Here is a 15,451-nt window from a genome sequence, read left to right as displayed (position 1 = left end):
AGGACCTGCCCATGAAACACGAACATCGCGGCGAGTTTGAAAAACGCGGCGGTCGCGGCCCACGGGTGTTCGCCCCTGGCGACCTGAAGCTGCTGCTGTTGTCATTGATCGCCGAGCAACCTTGCCATGGCTACGACCTGATCCGCCGCATCGAGGGCCTGTTCGAAGGCGCCTACAGCCCCAGCCCCGGCGTGATCTACCCCACCCTGACCTTTCTTGAAGAGAGCGAGCTGATCAGCGGCGACGCCGATGGCGGAAAAAAGCGCTACACAATCACCGACCCCGGTCGTCTCTTCTTGAGCGAGCAAGCCGTTGCCCTGGACGGTGTGCGCATGCGCCTGGATGTCAGCAAGCGCTCGCTGCGTGGCCACGACCGCCCACCAGAGATCCATGAGGCGGTGCACAACCTGCGCCACGCCTTGCATTCGCATAACGGGCATTGGAGCCCGGAAGAAATCACTCGTGTCGCGGCGCTGCTCAATTGCACCGCCCAAGCCATTGCCGACGGGACAAACCAATGAACACTCAAACCATTCATCGCGTGACCCACGAAATCAAACGCCGCCGCCTGCAAGTACTGCGGGTGGTCGATATCACCCCACGCATGCGCCGCGTCACCCTGGGCGGCCCTGAGCTCGCGGGGTTTGTCAGCCTGGGCAGCGACGACCACATCAAGCTGTTGTTCCCTCAGAACGCCGAAGAGCAAGCGGCGCTGGAAAGCCCGAGCTTCAGCATCAAGGGCGACGGCCCGCAACCGGCGATGCGCGACTACACGCCACGGCGTTACGACCTGAGCATTGGCGAGTTGGACATCGACTTTGTGCTGCACGGCGATGGCCCTGCCTCCACCTGGGCCGAGCAGGTTCAGGTCGGTCAGCATCTGTACATAGGCGGGCCACGTGGCTCGATGATTGTGCCGGATATCTTCGACAGCTACCTGCTGATTGGCGATGAAACGGCGATCCCGGCCATCGCTCGGCGCCTGGAAGAGCTGCCCGCGGGGCGCAAGGTATTGGTGGTGATTGAAATCGCCGATGCGGCGGAACAACAGGTGCTCAGCAGCGCAGCCGAGGTGGAAGTGATCTGGGTGCTGCGCGGCCAGGATGACCTGCTCGACGTGGTGCGCAACCTGACCCTGCCCAGCGGCACGCTGTACAGCTTCGTCGCCACCGAAACCAAGCTGTCGCGCCAGGTACGGCGGGTGCTGCTGGACACGCACAAGGTCAACGAGCAATACCTCAAGGCCGTGGGCTACTGGCGTGCCGAGGGCAGCGAGGAAGAATAAATAAGGTGGGAGCTGGCTTGCCTGCGATGCAAACACCTCGGTTTATCAGTCACACCGAGGTGATGCCATCGCAGCATAGGTATCTACATAACTTTGTGGGCTTTAGCAGCAGACGGTAACCACGATGCGAAGCGAGCCGCTCTTGATCTTGATCTGCTTTTGATCTTAGGCGCCCCGTTAAACCACGCTGGCCGGAATTCGACAGGGATTTGGGGGGTAAACCGGCAGGGATGCCGGTTTAGCCGCCCCGCGCCATGGATGGCGCGTGGCGGCGGCCCCCCAAATCACTGGCGGATTACGGGCACACCGAGCCTAAGCGAGGTGCCGAGTGGTGGGGCAAGAGCGTTTTGCTTACTTTTGCGCTTTTCAAAAGTGAGCCGCCGTCAGGGCGGAACCCTAAGTGGCCGTTACCGCAGCAATGGATATGTCCACAATCCAACTGTGTTGCCTACCAGGCCGTCATCGCAGGCAAGCCAGCTCCCACATTAATGGTGCTCACTTTAAATCGAGGGGGATTTGAGGTGCTTGTCCAGGCCAATGATCGCCAGCGCGATGACGATGAACCCTGCCAAAATCCCTGCGGCATTCACAAACACTTGTGGATAACCAAGGCTGTCCACATCCATGAACGGGTACTGATACTGCCCGAGCATATGCCCGCGCAGCAGCACATAACCGAAGTACACCAATGGATAAATCACCCAGCCGGCAATGTGGTTGAAGCGCAAGGTGCCCTTGGGCACACACCGCCACCAATACACCACAAACAGCAACGGCATGACGTCGTGCAGCAACTCATCGGCGATAAATTGAAAGCCTTGCGGGCTCCACAGATGCCGAAGCAGCAGGTTGTAGGCCAGGCTCACCACCACGATGCTCGCCGCTATCGCACTACTGATACGGGGCGCGAGGAAAAACCGCTTGGCGGCAGAGTCGCGGTTGACCAGCGCGTAGCTGAGCACCACGACTACCAGGGTATTGGTCAGCACAGTGAAGAAGCTGAAGAAACTGATCAAGCCGCCCAGCAAGCTCGCGCCGCTGGTCCAGCGCGAATAGAGAATCAGGTATTGCTGGATCGCCAACCCCACCCAACCGGCCAAGGCTGCCGCCGCGACAAACCGCTTCATGCACTCAATCCAGGGGGCGCTTGGTACGCATCAGTTTGACGTACAAGCCTTCGACTTTTTCCCGCGCCCAAGGGGTTTTGCGCAGGAACGTCAGGCTCGACTTGATGCTCGGGTCGCTCTTGAAGCAGCGGATATCAATGCGCTCGGCCAAGCCGCTCCACTCGTAATGTTCCACCAGGGTGGTGAGCACGTGTTGCAGGGTCACACCGTGGAGCGGGTCGTTGCTTGTCGCGGTCATGCCGGGCCTTTTGCAAAAAGAGGAAACACAGCCGCGCACCTTAGCCGACGAGGCCTGCAGGTGGAAGCATGGGATTGAATATAGCCCGCGAGGAAAAGTTCCGCTTTTTCGCAAAAAAGAGATGTTATATTGTAACTTTACTTAACAATCTTTTTGCCTAGGAATATCCGATGTCGCTGCCTTCTCTCTGGCGCTTGTCGCCCCTCGCCGCCGCCCTGTTGATCGGCTCCCAGGCCCATGCCCTGGAACTGCCACCCCAAGTGGTCACCGGCAACCCGCTGGGCAGCGAACAGCTGGCCTCGCCCACCACGGTGCTGGAAGGCGATGACCTGACCCTGCAACAAAAAGGCAGCCTCGGTGAAACCCTGAACAAGCAGCCGGGTGTGTCGTCTTCGTACTTTGGCCCGGGGGCCAGCCGCCCGATCATTCGTGGCCAGGACGGCGACCGTATTCGCATCCTGCGCAACGGTGTAGGGGCGCTGGACGCCTCGTCGCTGTCCTACGACCACGCGGTGCCGCTGGACCCGATCAACGTTGACCGCATTGAAATCGTGCGCGGCCCGGCCGCCCTGCTGTACGGCGGCAGCGCCATCGGTGGCGTGGTCAATACCTTCGACAATCGCATCCCCACCGAGGCCATCGAAGGCATCCACGGCGCGGGCGAGTTGCGCTACGGCGGCGCCGACACCACCCGCAGCAGCGCGGGCAAGCTGGAAGCCGGTAACGGCACCTTCGCCTTGCACCTGGACGCCAATGCGCGCGAGTTCAACGACCTGAAAATCCCAGGCTATGCCCGCAGCCGGCATGCACCGGAGAGCGAAAACGGCCCTGGCAAAAACGGGCGCCTGGGTAACAGCAATGGTCGCCAGGACGGCGGTGCGGTGGGCGGCGCCTACACCTGGGACGATGGTTATGCCGGGCTGTCCTACAGCAATTACGACAGTAACTACGGCTCACCCGCCGAGCAGGATGTGCGCATCCGCATGAAACAGGACCACTACGCCTTTGCGTCAGAGATCCGCAACCTGCAAGGCCCGTTTACCTCGGTGAAACTCGACGCCGGCTACACCGACTACGAACACCGCGAAATCGAAGGCGGCGAAACCGGTACCACCTTCAAGAACAAAGGCTATGAAGCGCGGGTGGAAGCGCGTCATCAGCCGATTGGCCCGTTCGACGGCGTGGTCGGCGCCCAAGTGACCCGCAACGAGTTCTCGGCCTTGGGCGAAGAAGCCTTCGTACCGCAGACCGACACCAACGCCGGCGCGCTGTTTATCCTTGAAGAAATGCAAGCCACCGAGCGCCTCAAACTCAGCCTCGGCGCACGCCTGGAACACACCAGCGTCGACCCGAACGCCAAAGGCAACGAGCGTTTTGCCAATGCCGATAAAAGCAGCAACTTCACCGCCGGCAGCCTGTCATCGGGCGCGGTGTACACCCTCACGCCGATCTGGTCCCTGGCCGCCACCCTCGGCTACACCGAACGCGCGCCGACCTTCTACGAGCTGTATGCCAACGGCGCCCACGTCGCCACCGGCACCTACGAGTTGGGCGATGCCAACCTGAAGAAAGAAAAGGCCGTGTCCAGCGACCTGGCCCTGCGCTTTGACAACGGCACCCACAAGGGCAGCTTCGGCGTGTTCTACAGCCACTTCTCCAATTACATCGGCTTGTTGGGCACGGGTCGTACCCTGAACGAGGAAGGCGAAGAGGACGCGGGCGGTATTCCCGAGTACGAATATTCTGGCGTGCGCGCCCGTTTCGCCGGCTTCGAAGCCCAGGATCACTGGAAGCTCGGCGAAGGCGCCTACGGCAAGTTTGCGCTGGAACTGTCGGGCGACTACACCCGCGCCACCAACCTGGACACCGGCGAAGCCTTGCCACGCATTGCCCCCCTGCGCATGAGCAGCGGCCTGCTGTGGGAACTGGACCGCTGGCAGGCGCGTATCGATGTGGAACATGCCGCAGGCCAGGGGCGTGTGCCGGATAACGAAAGCGGCACCGACGGCTACACCACCCTCGGCGCCAGCGCGGGGTATCGCTTCAATGTGGGCGGCAGCCAGTGGCTGGCCTTCGTCAACGGTGAAAACCTGACCAACCAGACCGTGCGCTATGCCAGCTCGATCCTGCGCGATATCGCGCCGGCGCCGGGGCGCAGTGTGCAGTTCGGCATCCGCACTACCTTCTAATCATCACTGCAAATCCCCTGTGGGAGCGGGCTTGCCCGCGAAAGCGTTGGGTCAGTCAACATCACTGTTTGCTGGGCCGACGTCTTCGCAGGCAAGCCAGCTCCCACATTTGATCTTCATTGCTTTGAGCATTGCGTTCGCTTGATCGATCGGTATTGGGGGGCATGCCTGCGACATGATTGTGCAGCGACTATCTGTCACTGTTACCAAAACTGAAATGATGCATCTTGCGATTCACCCTTTCTCAAAACGCCCCGCCGCATTATCCTTCGCAACAATCTGAAACGCTTCACCTCCGGGTCGATCCCATTTGCCGAATTTCCCTTCATGCAAAGACAGCGCTGTCTTAAACCGACCTGCGCTGAGGAATCTGTTGCCCGCCTGTGGATAACCCGGTTATCCACAGAAAAACCCGAAAATAACGATGAACCAAGCCCGTGCCGAATCGTCATCTACAGTGAAGCACGGGGTTACATAATTATTCCAACATCACGGAGAAACACACTATGAGCACTGATGGTGCTTCAAGCCCAAGCCGCCTGCTGCCCAGGCTGCTAGGCGTCTTGCTGCTGATCATGGGGCTGGCCTTGCTGGCTGGCGGCGTCAAGCTGAGCATGCTCGGCGGGTCGCTGTACTACCTGCTCGCCGGTATCGGCATCACCCTGACCGGCGTGTTGCTGCTGGCCACCCGCCGCGCTGCGCTGGGCTTGTACGCACTGGTGTTGTTCGCCAGCACCGTGTGGGCACTGTGGGAAGTCGGCCTGGACTGGTGGCAGTTGGTGCCGCGCCTGGCCCTGCTGTTCGCCCTGGGCATCGTCATGCTGCTGCCGTGGTTTCGCCGTCCGTTGCTGCGTGGCCAGGCCGCACCGCTGGGCACTGGCGCCCTGAGCGTGGCCGTGGTGCTGGCGGGCGCTACCGCCCTGGCCAGCCAATTCACCAACCCAGGTGAAATGGTCAAGACCGGCCAACTGGACCGCGACGCGGTACCGGGCATGGCCAGTGCTGCGCCAACTCAAGCCGATGGCGACTGGAACTCCTATGGCCGTTCGGCCTTCGGTGACCGTTACTCGCCACTGGCACAGATCACCCCGGAAAACGCCCACAAGCTGGTGCCGGCGTGGACCTATCGCACTGGCGACATCCCTGGCCCAGGCGACCCCGGTGAAACCACCGCGGAAAACACCCCGCTGAAAGTCAACGGCATGCTCTACGTGTGTACACCGCACAGCCAAGTGATTGCCCTGGACCCGGACACCGGCAAGGAAATCTGGCGTTTCGACCCGAAGATCACCACCCAGGGTGCTGAAAGCTTCAAGGGTTGGGCGCACATGACCTGCCGTGGCGTGTCGTACCACGATGACGCTGCCTACGCTTCCGAGCAAAGCCCGACTGGCACTGCCAGCCCGGCCGCCGCACCAAACGCCTGCCCGAAACGCATCTTCGTGCCGACCGCCGACACCCGTCTGATCGCCCTGAACGCCGACACCGGCAAGATGTGCGAAGACTTCGGTGACAAAGGCCAGGTCGACCTGCGTGCCAACATCGGCAGCTTCGCCCCAGGCGGTTACTACTCCACCTCGCCACCGGCCGTGACCAAGAACCTGGTCGTGATCGGTGGTCACGTGACCGACAACGTTTCCATCGACGAGCCAAGCGGCGTGATCCGCGCGTTCGACGTGCACACCGGCAAGCTGGTGTGGAACTGGGACAGCGGCAACCCGGACGACACCACCCCGTTGGCCGAGGGCAAGACCTACACCCGCAACTCGCCGAACATGTGGTCCATGTTCGCCGTGGATGAAAAACTCGGCATGCTCTACCTGCCGATGGGCAACCAGATGCCCGACCAGTACGGCGGCGACCGTACCGATGAGTCCGAGAAGTATGCCGCTGGCCTGACCGCCCTGGACATCGACACCGGCCACGTGAAGTGGACCTTCCAGTTCACCCACCACGACCTGTGGGATATGGACGTGGGCGGCCAGCCTTCGCTGATCGACATCAAGACCGCTGCGGGCGTGAAGCAGGCCGTCATGGCGTCGACCAAGCAAGGCAGCATCTACGTGCTGGACCGCGCCACTGGCCAACCCGTGGTGCCGGTCAATGAGATCCCAGTGCCACAGGGCGCAGTGGCGGGCGACCGCACCTCCCCTACCCAACCCAAGTCCGACTTGAACTTCATGCCGCCGCCGTTGAAAGAACGCGACATGTGGGGCGTGACACCGTTCGACCAGATGCTGTGCCGGATCGACTTCAAATCCATGCGCTACGACGGCCCGTTCACGCCGCCGTCCCTGCAAGGTTCGATCGTGTACCCCGGCAACTTCGGCGTGTTCGACTGGGGCGGCATCTCGGTTGATCCGGTGCGCCAGATCGCTTTCGTGAACCCAAGCTACATGGCGTTCAAATCTAAGCTGATCCCGGCCGCCGACATCGCCAAGCAAGGCCCACGCGTCAGCGAAACCGAAGGCGTGCAGCCGAACAAAGGCGCGCCGTATGGTGTGATCCTTGAAGCACTGCTGTCGCCGATGGGCCTGCCGTGCCAGGCACCGGCCTGGGGCTACGTGGCGGCGGTCGACCTGACCACCCACCAGACCATCTGGATGCACAAGAACGGCACCGTGCGTGACAGCTCGCCGGTTCCAGTCCCGCTGACCATGGGCGTGCCTAGCCTGGGCGGTACGTTCACCACCGCCGGTGGCGTCGCGTTCCTCAGCGGCACCCTGGACCAGTACCTGCGTGCCTATGACGTGAAAAACGGCAAGCAACTGTGGGAAGGCCGCCTGCCTGCAGGCGCGCAAACCACCCCGATGACCTACACCGGCAAGGACGGCAAGCAATACGTGCTGGTCATGGCGGGCGGTCACGGTTCCCTGGGCACCAAGCAGGGTGATTATGTAATGGCGTTCAAACTGCCGGATTAAGTAGCACTGGCGGTAAAACAAAGGCGGCTGCCCAGATGGGCAGCCGCTTTTTTTTGCCTGCCGAAAATACCCCGGCGGTTGCCCCTCTGCCCTTTAAAGCTAATTTAGTGCGCACGCCCTGCGTAATACAAAAGGCGTACGGATAAAACTTTAAAGGGAGCTTCACTGCATGACGGACCATGTCGCGACAAAACCGACTCTTTCCACGTCCACAAAAATCCTGGAACTTGAACACCTCAACACTGCCAGTTTGAAAAAACTCATCAGTGGTGAAGTGCTCGCCATTCGGGTACCTGAATTTGCCAACGCAACCACCAGCGCACGGTTGATTCAGGCCATCGACGACACCGCCAGCCTGGAACACTACGGCCATGAAACCTACGAAGAGGGGCGCGTGGTTCAGCACTTCTATGGTGTGCATCGCTGGGGCACCCCGTTCAACTCCACGTACGGCAAGGCCGCCGGCAGTGATGCCCAAGAGAAATATTATGCTGACGCGGCCCGTATGCGCGGCCTTATCGACAGCCTCTGTGCGCCGCAAACGCCGCCCCTTCAACAGCTGATGGAACAGTTCCAGGCGCTCTGGCCGCAAGGTGCAACCGCCGCTGCGTTCCAGGGCCAGCCGATGTTTTGCGGGATCATCCGCGTCATGTTCCCGGAGACGGCGCACCTCTCGGAAACGGTGCCCCATGTGGATTGTCTGCCCCGTTCAATCGCTGAGTTGCAGCAGCAATTCAGCGCCAATATCTATCTTGAAACGCCGCCTTCGGGAGGCGAGTTGATCATCTGGGATACCCAAGCCTTTAGCTATGACCAGGTGCAGCGCTTCGAGGGTGCCCAACTGCCCGAACAGTGTTTACAGAAACCGCTGCGCATCCGCCCACGCCAGAACGAACTGGTGCTCATCAATACCCGCCGCCCCCACGCCATCTGCGGGTTCGATTCGGGAAAACGCGTGAGCATGCAGTCGTTTATCGGCTATACAGCCGGTGAACCGTTTTACTTCTGGTGCTAATACTTTTGTTGCTCGTGCACATGGACGTTTATCTATGACCCCCGAAGAATTCCGCCAACATGGCTATGCCATGATCGACCTGATTGCAGACTACCGACAAAACATCGAACAACGCGGCGTGCAGCCCACTACCCAACCTGGCGAGATCAAAGCCGCCCTGCCGGCCAGCCCGCCTGACACCGCCGACCCCTTCGAACAGATCATGGGCGACGTCGAAAAACTGATCATGCCCGGCTTGCTGCATTGGCAGCATCCCAGTTTCTTCGGGTTCTTCCCTTCCAATGTGGAACTGTCCTCAGTGCTCGGCGATTGCCTGAGCACCGGCCTGGGCGTGATTGGGTTGTCCTGGCAATCCAGCCCGGCCCTCACCGAAATCGAGGAAGTCACCACCGATTGGCTGCGCGACATGCTCGGCCTGGGCAACACATGGAGCGGTGTGATCCAGGACTCTGCGTCCACCTCCACCCTGGTGGCGCTTATCAGCGCCCGGGAACGCAGCTCCGATTACGCGCTGATGCACGACGGCCTGCAAAACAGCGGCGCGCCCCTGATCGTCTACACCTCTGCCCATGCCCACAGCTCGGTCAACAAGGCGGCGATCCTGGCCGGGTTCGGCCAGAACCACATCCGCACCATCGCCACCGATGCACACAATGCAATGTCGCCCCAGGCATTGGTGCAGGCCATCGAACAGGACCTGGCCGCCGGCAACACGCCCTGCGTGGTGATTGCCACCACCGGCACCACAGCCGCCATGGCGATCGACCCTCTGGATGCGATTGGCGACCTCACCCAACGCCACGGCCTGTGGCTGCATGTGGACTCGGCCATGGCTGGCGCGGCAATGATCCTGCCGGAATGCCGAGCCCTGTGGGATGGCATCGAAAAGGCTGACTCGCTGGTGCTCAACCCGCACAAATGGCTGGGCGCGGCCTTCGATTGCTCGGTGTACTTTGTGCGTGACCCCGAGCATTTGATTCGCATCATGACCACTAACCCGAGCTACCTGCAGTCCAGCGCAGACGGCCAAGTGCGAAACTACCGTGACTGGCGGATCTCCCTGGGCAGCCGCTTTCGCGCCTTGAAGTTGTGGTTTCTGATACGCGAGCAAGGCGTCAGCGGCCTGCAAGCGCGGCTGCGGCGAGACCTGGCCAATGCGCGCTGGCTGGCAGAGCAGATCGAAGCCACTGAGCACTGGACACTGGTGGCCACGCCCGCCCTGCAAACCCTGTGCATTCGCCATGAACCGCCGGGGTTGGCAGGCCAGGCCCTGGATACTCACACCCGAGCCTGGGCAGAAAAACTCAACCAGTCAGGCGATGCCTACGTCACCCCCGCCCTCCTCGATGAGCGCTGGATGGTGCGGGTGTCCATCGGCGCACTGGGCACCGAACGCCAGCATGTCCAAAGGTTGTGGGCGCGACTGCAAACACTGGTCGCTGAAACACCTTCCAAGTAGCCCCCCAGTGGCGAGGGAGCTTGCTCCCGCTGGAGTGCGAAGCGCTCCCAGGATTTTGGGGCCGCTGCGCAGCCCAGCGGGAGCAAGCTCCCTCGCCACAGTTAAACTCTCTAGGTAGGCACCCGTTCACGCCGCATCCACCGCTCGAACGCCATGGCATTGAGCGGCCGGCTGATCAGGTAACCCTGGGCGGTGTCGCAGTTCCAGCGTTTGAGCAAGGTGAGGCTGTGTTCGAACTCCACGCCCTCGGCCACCACCTTGAGCCCCAGGCTATGGCTCATCTCGATGGTGGAACGCACGATCACGCCGTCGCCGCTGGTGCTGTCGAGGTTGCGTATAAAGGACTGGTCGATCTTCAGTTCTTGCACCGGCAGGCGCTGCAGCTGTGCGAGGGAGGAGTAACCGGTGCCGAAATCATCCACCGACAGGCTAATCCCGCAGTTGCGCAGTTGCTCCAGCACGCTGAGGGCCTGCTGCGGGTTGTGCATGATGGCGCTCTCGGTGATTTCAAAAATCAAATGCTCGGCGCTCACGTGGTACTGAGCCAATAGCGCAGTAACGCGAATGGCCAAGTCGTCATCCGCCAAGTCGTTCACGGAGATATTCACCGACAGTTGGATAACCAGCCCACGCTGCGCCCATTCGGCAATCTGGCGGATGGCTTCCTCGATCACCCACAGCGTTAGCGCGCCCATGCTGCCGGTGCGTTCGGCCAGGGGAATGAACTCTGCGGGGGACACTTGCCCCAGCGTCGGGTGTTGCCAGCGCAGCAAGGCTTCGGCCTGGCTCACGTGCCCGTGCCGCAGGTCGAGCTTGGGCTGATAGCACAGGAACAACTCGCCTTCGATCACAGCGCGGCGCAAGTCGCGAATCAGGGTGATCTGGCGTTGGTGGGCGAGGTCGCGGTCCGGTTGGTAGATCTGCAAGTGCCCCGGCAGGTTGGCCGCGTCGTGCCGGGCGATGGCCGCGCGATTGATCAATTCTTCCACCTGCTGCCCATCAGCAGGGTACGCGGCGATGCCGATGCTCACCTCATGGCGCACTTCGTCATTGCCGATGCGCAGGGGTTCGGTCAACGCCCCATGCAACTGGTCGGCGCGGGCCACGGCGCAGTCGATCTCGGTGTTTTCCAGCAATAACAGAAACTCACTGCCGGCGATGCGCGCCGCGGTGTCGCTGGCCAACAGGCTCATGGACAAGCAGCGGCTGGCCTCGCACAACATGTGCTCGACACCTTCGGGGCCAAACCCTTCGTTGATGACCCGGTAGTTTTCAATGCCTACGTACAGCAATACCACCGGCCGCCGTGCGCTGATCGCACTGCCCAGGCGCTCCATGGCCAGGGCGCGGTTGGGCAGGCCGGTGAGCGGGTCATGCAAGGCATTGTGGGCCAGTTGCCGCTCACGCAGGGCAATGCCGCTTTGCATGGCATTGAATGCACGCGCCAGCAGGCCGAACTCGTCGTGGCTACGCACCCGCACCGGGGTGCGGTAGTCACCGGCCCCGATCCGTTCAGCGGCTTGCACCAGCGCATTGAGCGGGCGTGACACGCGCCGCGCCAGGAATAACGCCACCGCCAGGGACACCAGCAGCACCGCCAGGGCAATCCCCATGAACTGCCGGTCCAGCGGCGCGAAGGATTCCAGTGCATGGTCCAGCGGGCTTTGCAGCAACACGCGCACTTCATCGCCTTCGCCGCTGTTGGCCAAGGGCAGCACCTGGCTGAGCACACGCTGGCCATGGAACAGCTGGATCTTCGCCTCGGGATCGACCTGCGTGCCATGCAAGAGCCTGATGATGCTTGGGCGCCAATTGCCAGGGTGGGTGGTGAACAGCTGACCGAGATGGCCGTCCTGCACGCTGAGGAACGACACCTCCAGGTTACTCATGGAGCGCAGCTCGTGGGCAAATTGCGTGTCCATGGGAAAACCCATGACCACGCGGGCGATGGGCACAGGCCCGAGCACATCCTTTTGCACCAGCAAATAGGGGCGCCCGGCCATGGCGACGATCAACATTTGCTGGCCGCTGCGCCGCGCCTTGCGCAAGGCATCGGCATACGGGAACAGCTGGCCGCGCGTCTGCACCAGCAGGGTACTGACCATGACCCGGTCATCCAGGCCCAGGACAAAAACTTCGCTGGAACTGACCCCGGTACCATGGGTACCCAGCGCCTCCAGGATCGGCACCGTGCGGCCCCCGGCCACCGCCTGCTTGAACGGCCCATCGGCGGTGAGCCAGTCCAACCCGGACTGCAAGCGGCGCCCGCGCAGGTCCAGCAGGCGCTCGAACACCTGCCGCCCGGTGTTCAGCTGTACGTCGGCCTGGTTCTCCACCGCGCGAGTAGTGGCGGCCTTCACCGCAAAATAAGTGGCGGCTACGACCACCAACAACAACAGCGCCAGCACCCCGGCGATGCGGGTCTGAAACGTGTGGCGCCAGTGCATGGCCGCGCCCTCGGGCCGCGCTCGTCGCTCTTGGCCGTGCTTTCCTGGTGTCATACGCGTCCCTGCCGACTGCTAACCGGCGTCAAAAAAACATCCTTTTTTATGGGGAATTTTATTAAAGCAGGTTAGCTGGGACTGGGGATAAGTAAACCCATTAAAATAGGGGGTTTAGCGTCACATTATTGACTCTATTTTCACTAGGCCGCCTAGTTACCTCGTGCCCGCATGAAATCCCCCCAACGCCTCACCAGATAATTGTGCTCATCCATCACCGAGTTCCACACCGCAATATGCCCCATGCGTTGCTCATAAGAGCCTCCATCACGCACCTCTCCAATATCAATCAACGGCAAGCCATCGCTGCCCAGCAACTCTTCGCGCGCGGGTTTGCCCGCGTACCAGTAATCCCATTCGGCACTGCTCAAGTGGTCTCGCGTGCGCGCCGGGTTACCGATGTAGTAACCCTGGCGGGCCATCACGGCGCCAGGCCAGCCGGACAGCCACCAATTCAAATACGCGTAGGCCGCGTCCAGCACCGGCCCCTTGGCATGCCGTGACAGGGACAGGCCGCCGAACCAGGCACGATAGCCCTCGCGAGGCACGGCCAAGCGGTATTTCACCCCCGCGCGGTGCAGACGCATCAAGGTCGGCGACCAAAGGCTCTGGATATCGATGCTCGGGCTGAGCATCAATTGCGCGGCCTCTTCATCATCCGACCAGAACGCGGCGAAGTGCCCTTGTTTCTGCTTGCGCACCAGGATATCGGCCAGCACGTCGATCTCTTCGATGCTCATGTTGCCGATATCCTTGAACGTGGCAAGGCCGGCACCCTGCACTGCCAACGCTGCATCCAGGGCGCCGATGGCCGCGTCGCTTTGCAGCGCGGTGCGGGCGCCCCAGGCCGGGTCGAGCAACCAGCCCCAGCTTTCATTGCCATGACAGAAACCGTCGGGCAAACGTTCAGGGCGGTAGGCGAAGCTATCTGCGTTGTGGGTCAACGGCAACATACTGATGCGCTCAGTGACGGTGCTGCCCAGGCTGCCGTCGTGCTGCACGAACAGCCGCTCACTGGGCACACTGCCGCTGCCCAGGCGGTCATTGGCCGAGAGGCGGCCGCGCTTGGGCAGGTCATTGATCTCGTGCCACAGGGCGATACGCCGCGTGTCGATGGGCTGAATCGCCCGCGCCGGCCACACAAAGTCCACGTTGTGGAACCATTGGTCATACAGGTCGTAGCTATCGGGCTGCATCACTGCAATGCGCTGGGCCTGCTCGACGTCATGCACTTGGTACACCAGGCGAATGCCCAACTCCTGCTCGGCGCGTCTACGCAACGTTTCGAGCAGGGTCACGGAAGTGCCGAGGACGCGTAAGGTGATCATGCCGCGAACCGCCGGGAGAACACCTCAAAGGAGCGGCGCAACAATGCCGGGTCAAGGCCGCGCAAAATAAACACCAACCGCGATTGCCGGTCGCTGCCCGGCCACGCGGGCAAATGGGTCGGGGTATGCAGGCAGTGCTGCACGCCATGAATGACGATGGGAGCGTTACTGGCGTTCACGTTGAGCAGCCCTTTGACACGAAGGATTCGTTCGCCGTGGCATCTTAGCAGCATCGACAGCCACACCCCGAAACCGACCCAGTCCAGCGGCTGATCGAAGGTCAAACAGCACACCTGCGCGGCGCCGTGGCAGGCCGTGGTGGTTTGATGCAGTTGCCAGCGGCTGACTTCCAGGGCCGGCTCGGCGCTGCGCAAGCCTTCCCCCAGCAGCAGTTGCTCACCGCTTCGGACAGCCTGGGTATCGAGGATCGGCGTACCGGCGTTGAGGGCCCGCAGGTGCGTGCGCAGGGGCTCGCAGTCGTCGACCAGGTCGGTCTTGCTCAGCAGCAAGCGATCCGCTGCCGCCACTTGCGCCAACCACTCCGGGTGCAGGCGCTCTTGCAGAGCGGCATGGCTGGCATCGACCAGCGTGATGACCAGGCCGATATGAAAGCGCCCTCGCAACTGCATGTCGTTGTTCAAAGTTGCCAGGATCGGCGCCGGGTCGGCCAGGCCGGTGGTTTCCAGGATCACCCGTTTGAACGCCGGAATCTCCCCACGCTCGCGACGCTGTAGCAGGCCAAGCAGCGCATCTTTCAACTCACCGCGAATCGAGCAGCACACGCAACCGCTGGGCAACAGCACGGTGTCTGGCGCGACCTCTTCCACCAGCAGATGATCGATACCGACGTCGCCGAATTCATTGATCAGCAAAGCGGTGTCACCGAGGCTCTCGCCTTGCAGCAGGCGGGTAAGCAAGGTGGTTTTGCCACTGCCGAGGAAGCCGGTGATTACATTCAGGGCGATGCTCATTTTCTACCTCCACTCACTGTAGGAGCGAGCTTGCTCGCGAAAAACCAGAGAGCGCCGCGTTCATCCAGGCAGCGCGTTATCGTTAACTTTTTTCGCGAGTACGCTCGCGCCTACAATGGGTTGTGTTCCAAATGGTCGAGCAGGGTGGGATCGAGGGGATCCAAGGGCCGCCCCAGCATGCTTTCAGCTGCTTGCCAGAGTGGGTCCAAACCGCTCGCCAGTGCCTGTTTACCGGTGGCACCGATTAGCAGGTAAGAGGCACCTTGAAAGTCTTCGACCTTGAGCCGGAACACCGCCAGCACCTGGTTGATCGCCGCAATCCGGCGCAAGCGCTCACGCCGTCGCGGCAAGGCGTCGCCCAAAGGGTCGCTCCAGTGCAGGTCTTCACCCAACAGCCCGCAAAGTCCACACATG

Annotated in this window: 12 protein-coding genes; 6 read left to right on the top strand and 6 right to left on the bottom strand. The window is 61.7% G+C overall.

Features of this window, described 5'->3' with window-relative positions; translation table 11 throughout:
• Positions 1-11: 11 nt before the first annotated feature.
• Positions 12-521 carry a PadR family transcriptional regulator gene (locus tag V8689_RS05810; protein WP_056789976.1) on the top strand — a complete coding sequence of 170 codons (510 nt, stop codon included), beginning with the start codon at positions 12-14 and terminating at the stop codon, positions 519-521.
• The gene (locus V8689_RS05805) at positions 518-1,285 is read left to right on the top strand and encodes a siderophore-interacting protein (RefSeq protein ID WP_056789972.1); all 768 of its coding nucleotides are present in this window, start codon (positions 518-520) and stop codon (positions 1,283-1,285) included. The genes V8689_RS05810 and V8689_RS05805 overlap by 4 nt, the downstream gene beginning before the upstream one ends.
• A 500-nt stretch (positions 1,286-1,785) precedes the next feature.
• Here V8689_RS05805 and V8689_RS05800 read toward each other — a convergent pair whose 3' ends face one another.
• Positions 1,786-2,412, bottom strand: coding sequence for a Pr6Pr family membrane protein (locus V8689_RS05800; protein WP_056789969.1), 627 nt, complete (start codon positions 2,410-2,412; stop codon positions 1,786-1,788).
• A 4-nt stretch (positions 2,413-2,416) separates the two neighbouring features.
• The gene (locus V8689_RS05795; protein ID WP_003188882.1) at positions 2,417-2,650 is read right to left on the bottom strand and encodes a VF530 family DNA-binding protein; all 234 of its coding nucleotides are present in this window, start codon (positions 2,648-2,650) and stop codon (positions 2,417-2,419) included.
• Between the two features lie 170 nt (positions 2,651-2,820).
• On the opposite strand from V8689_RS05795, the gene V8689_RS05790 reads away from it, so the two are divergent.
• From V8689_RS05790 to V8689_RS05775, 4 genes are all read left to right on the top strand, one after another.
• Positions 2,821-4,839: a TonB-dependent receptor gene (locus V8689_RS05790; RefSeq protein WP_056789965.1), complete on the top strand. Its 2,019-nt coding sequence runs from the start codon at positions 2,821-2,823 to the stop codon at positions 4,837-4,839.
• Positions 4,840-5,345: 506 nt separating this feature from the next.
• Positions 5,346-7,763, top strand: a complete 2,418-nt coding sequence (locus tag V8689_RS05785; protein WP_056789963.1) for a glucose/quinate/shikimate family membrane-bound PQQ-dependent dehydrogenase — start codon at positions 5,346-5,348, stop codon at positions 7,761-7,763.
• 169 nt (positions 7,764-7,932) lie between these two features.
• Complete coding sequence (locus V8689_RS05780; protein ID WP_056789960.1) at positions 7,933-8,778, top strand: 2OG-Fe(II) oxygenase; 846 nt, start codon at positions 7,933-7,935, stop codon at positions 8,776-8,778.
• Positions 8,779-8,812: 34 nt separating this feature from the next.
• Positions 8,813-10,237, top strand: coding sequence for a pyridoxal phosphate-dependent decarboxylase family protein (locus V8689_RS05775; protein WP_056789955.1), 1,425 nt, complete (start codon positions 8,813-8,815; stop codon positions 10,235-10,237).
• Positions 10,238-10,347: 110 nt separating this feature from the next.
• On the opposite strand, the gene V8689_RS05770 is transcribed toward V8689_RS05775, so the two are convergent.
• The 4 genes from V8689_RS05770 to V8689_RS05755 all read right to left on the bottom strand — a co-directional run bounded on the left by V8689_RS05770 (position 10,348) and on the right by V8689_RS05755 (position 15,450).
• Positions 10,348-12,684, bottom strand: coding sequence for a putative bifunctional diguanylate cyclase/phosphodiesterase (locus V8689_RS05770; protein WP_056789951.1), 2,337 nt, complete (start codon positions 12,682-12,684; stop codon positions 10,348-10,350).
• A gap of 206 nt (positions 12,685-12,890) precedes the next feature.
• Positions 12,891-14,066 (bottom strand): ABC transporter substrate-binding protein, encoded by a 1,176-nt coding sequence (locus tag V8689_RS05765; RefSeq protein ID WP_056789948.1) that lies wholly within the window; start codon positions 14,064-14,066, stop codon positions 12,891-12,893.
• Positions 14,063-15,037 (bottom strand): CobW family GTP-binding protein, encoded by a 975-nt coding sequence (locus V8689_RS05760; RefSeq protein WP_056789944.1) that lies wholly within the window; start codon positions 15,035-15,037, stop codon positions 14,063-14,065. Before V8689_RS05760 ends, V8689_RS05765 begins: the two co-directional genes overlap by 4 nt.
• 110 nt (positions 15,038-15,147) lie before the next feature.
• A complete protein-coding gene (locus V8689_RS05755) occupies positions 15,148-15,450 on the bottom strand; it encodes a hypothetical protein (RefSeq protein ID WP_056789941.1) in 303 nt (100 codons plus the stop codon).
• Position 15,451: the final 1 nt, after the last annotated feature.

This window comes from Pseudomonas sp. AK181 (assembly GCF_051122975.1).
GTDB lineage: Bacteria > Pseudomonadota > Gammaproteobacteria > Pseudomonadales > Pseudomonadaceae > Aquipseudomonas > Aquipseudomonas lactis.
This window is presented reverse-complemented; position numbering and strand designations above follow the sequence as displayed.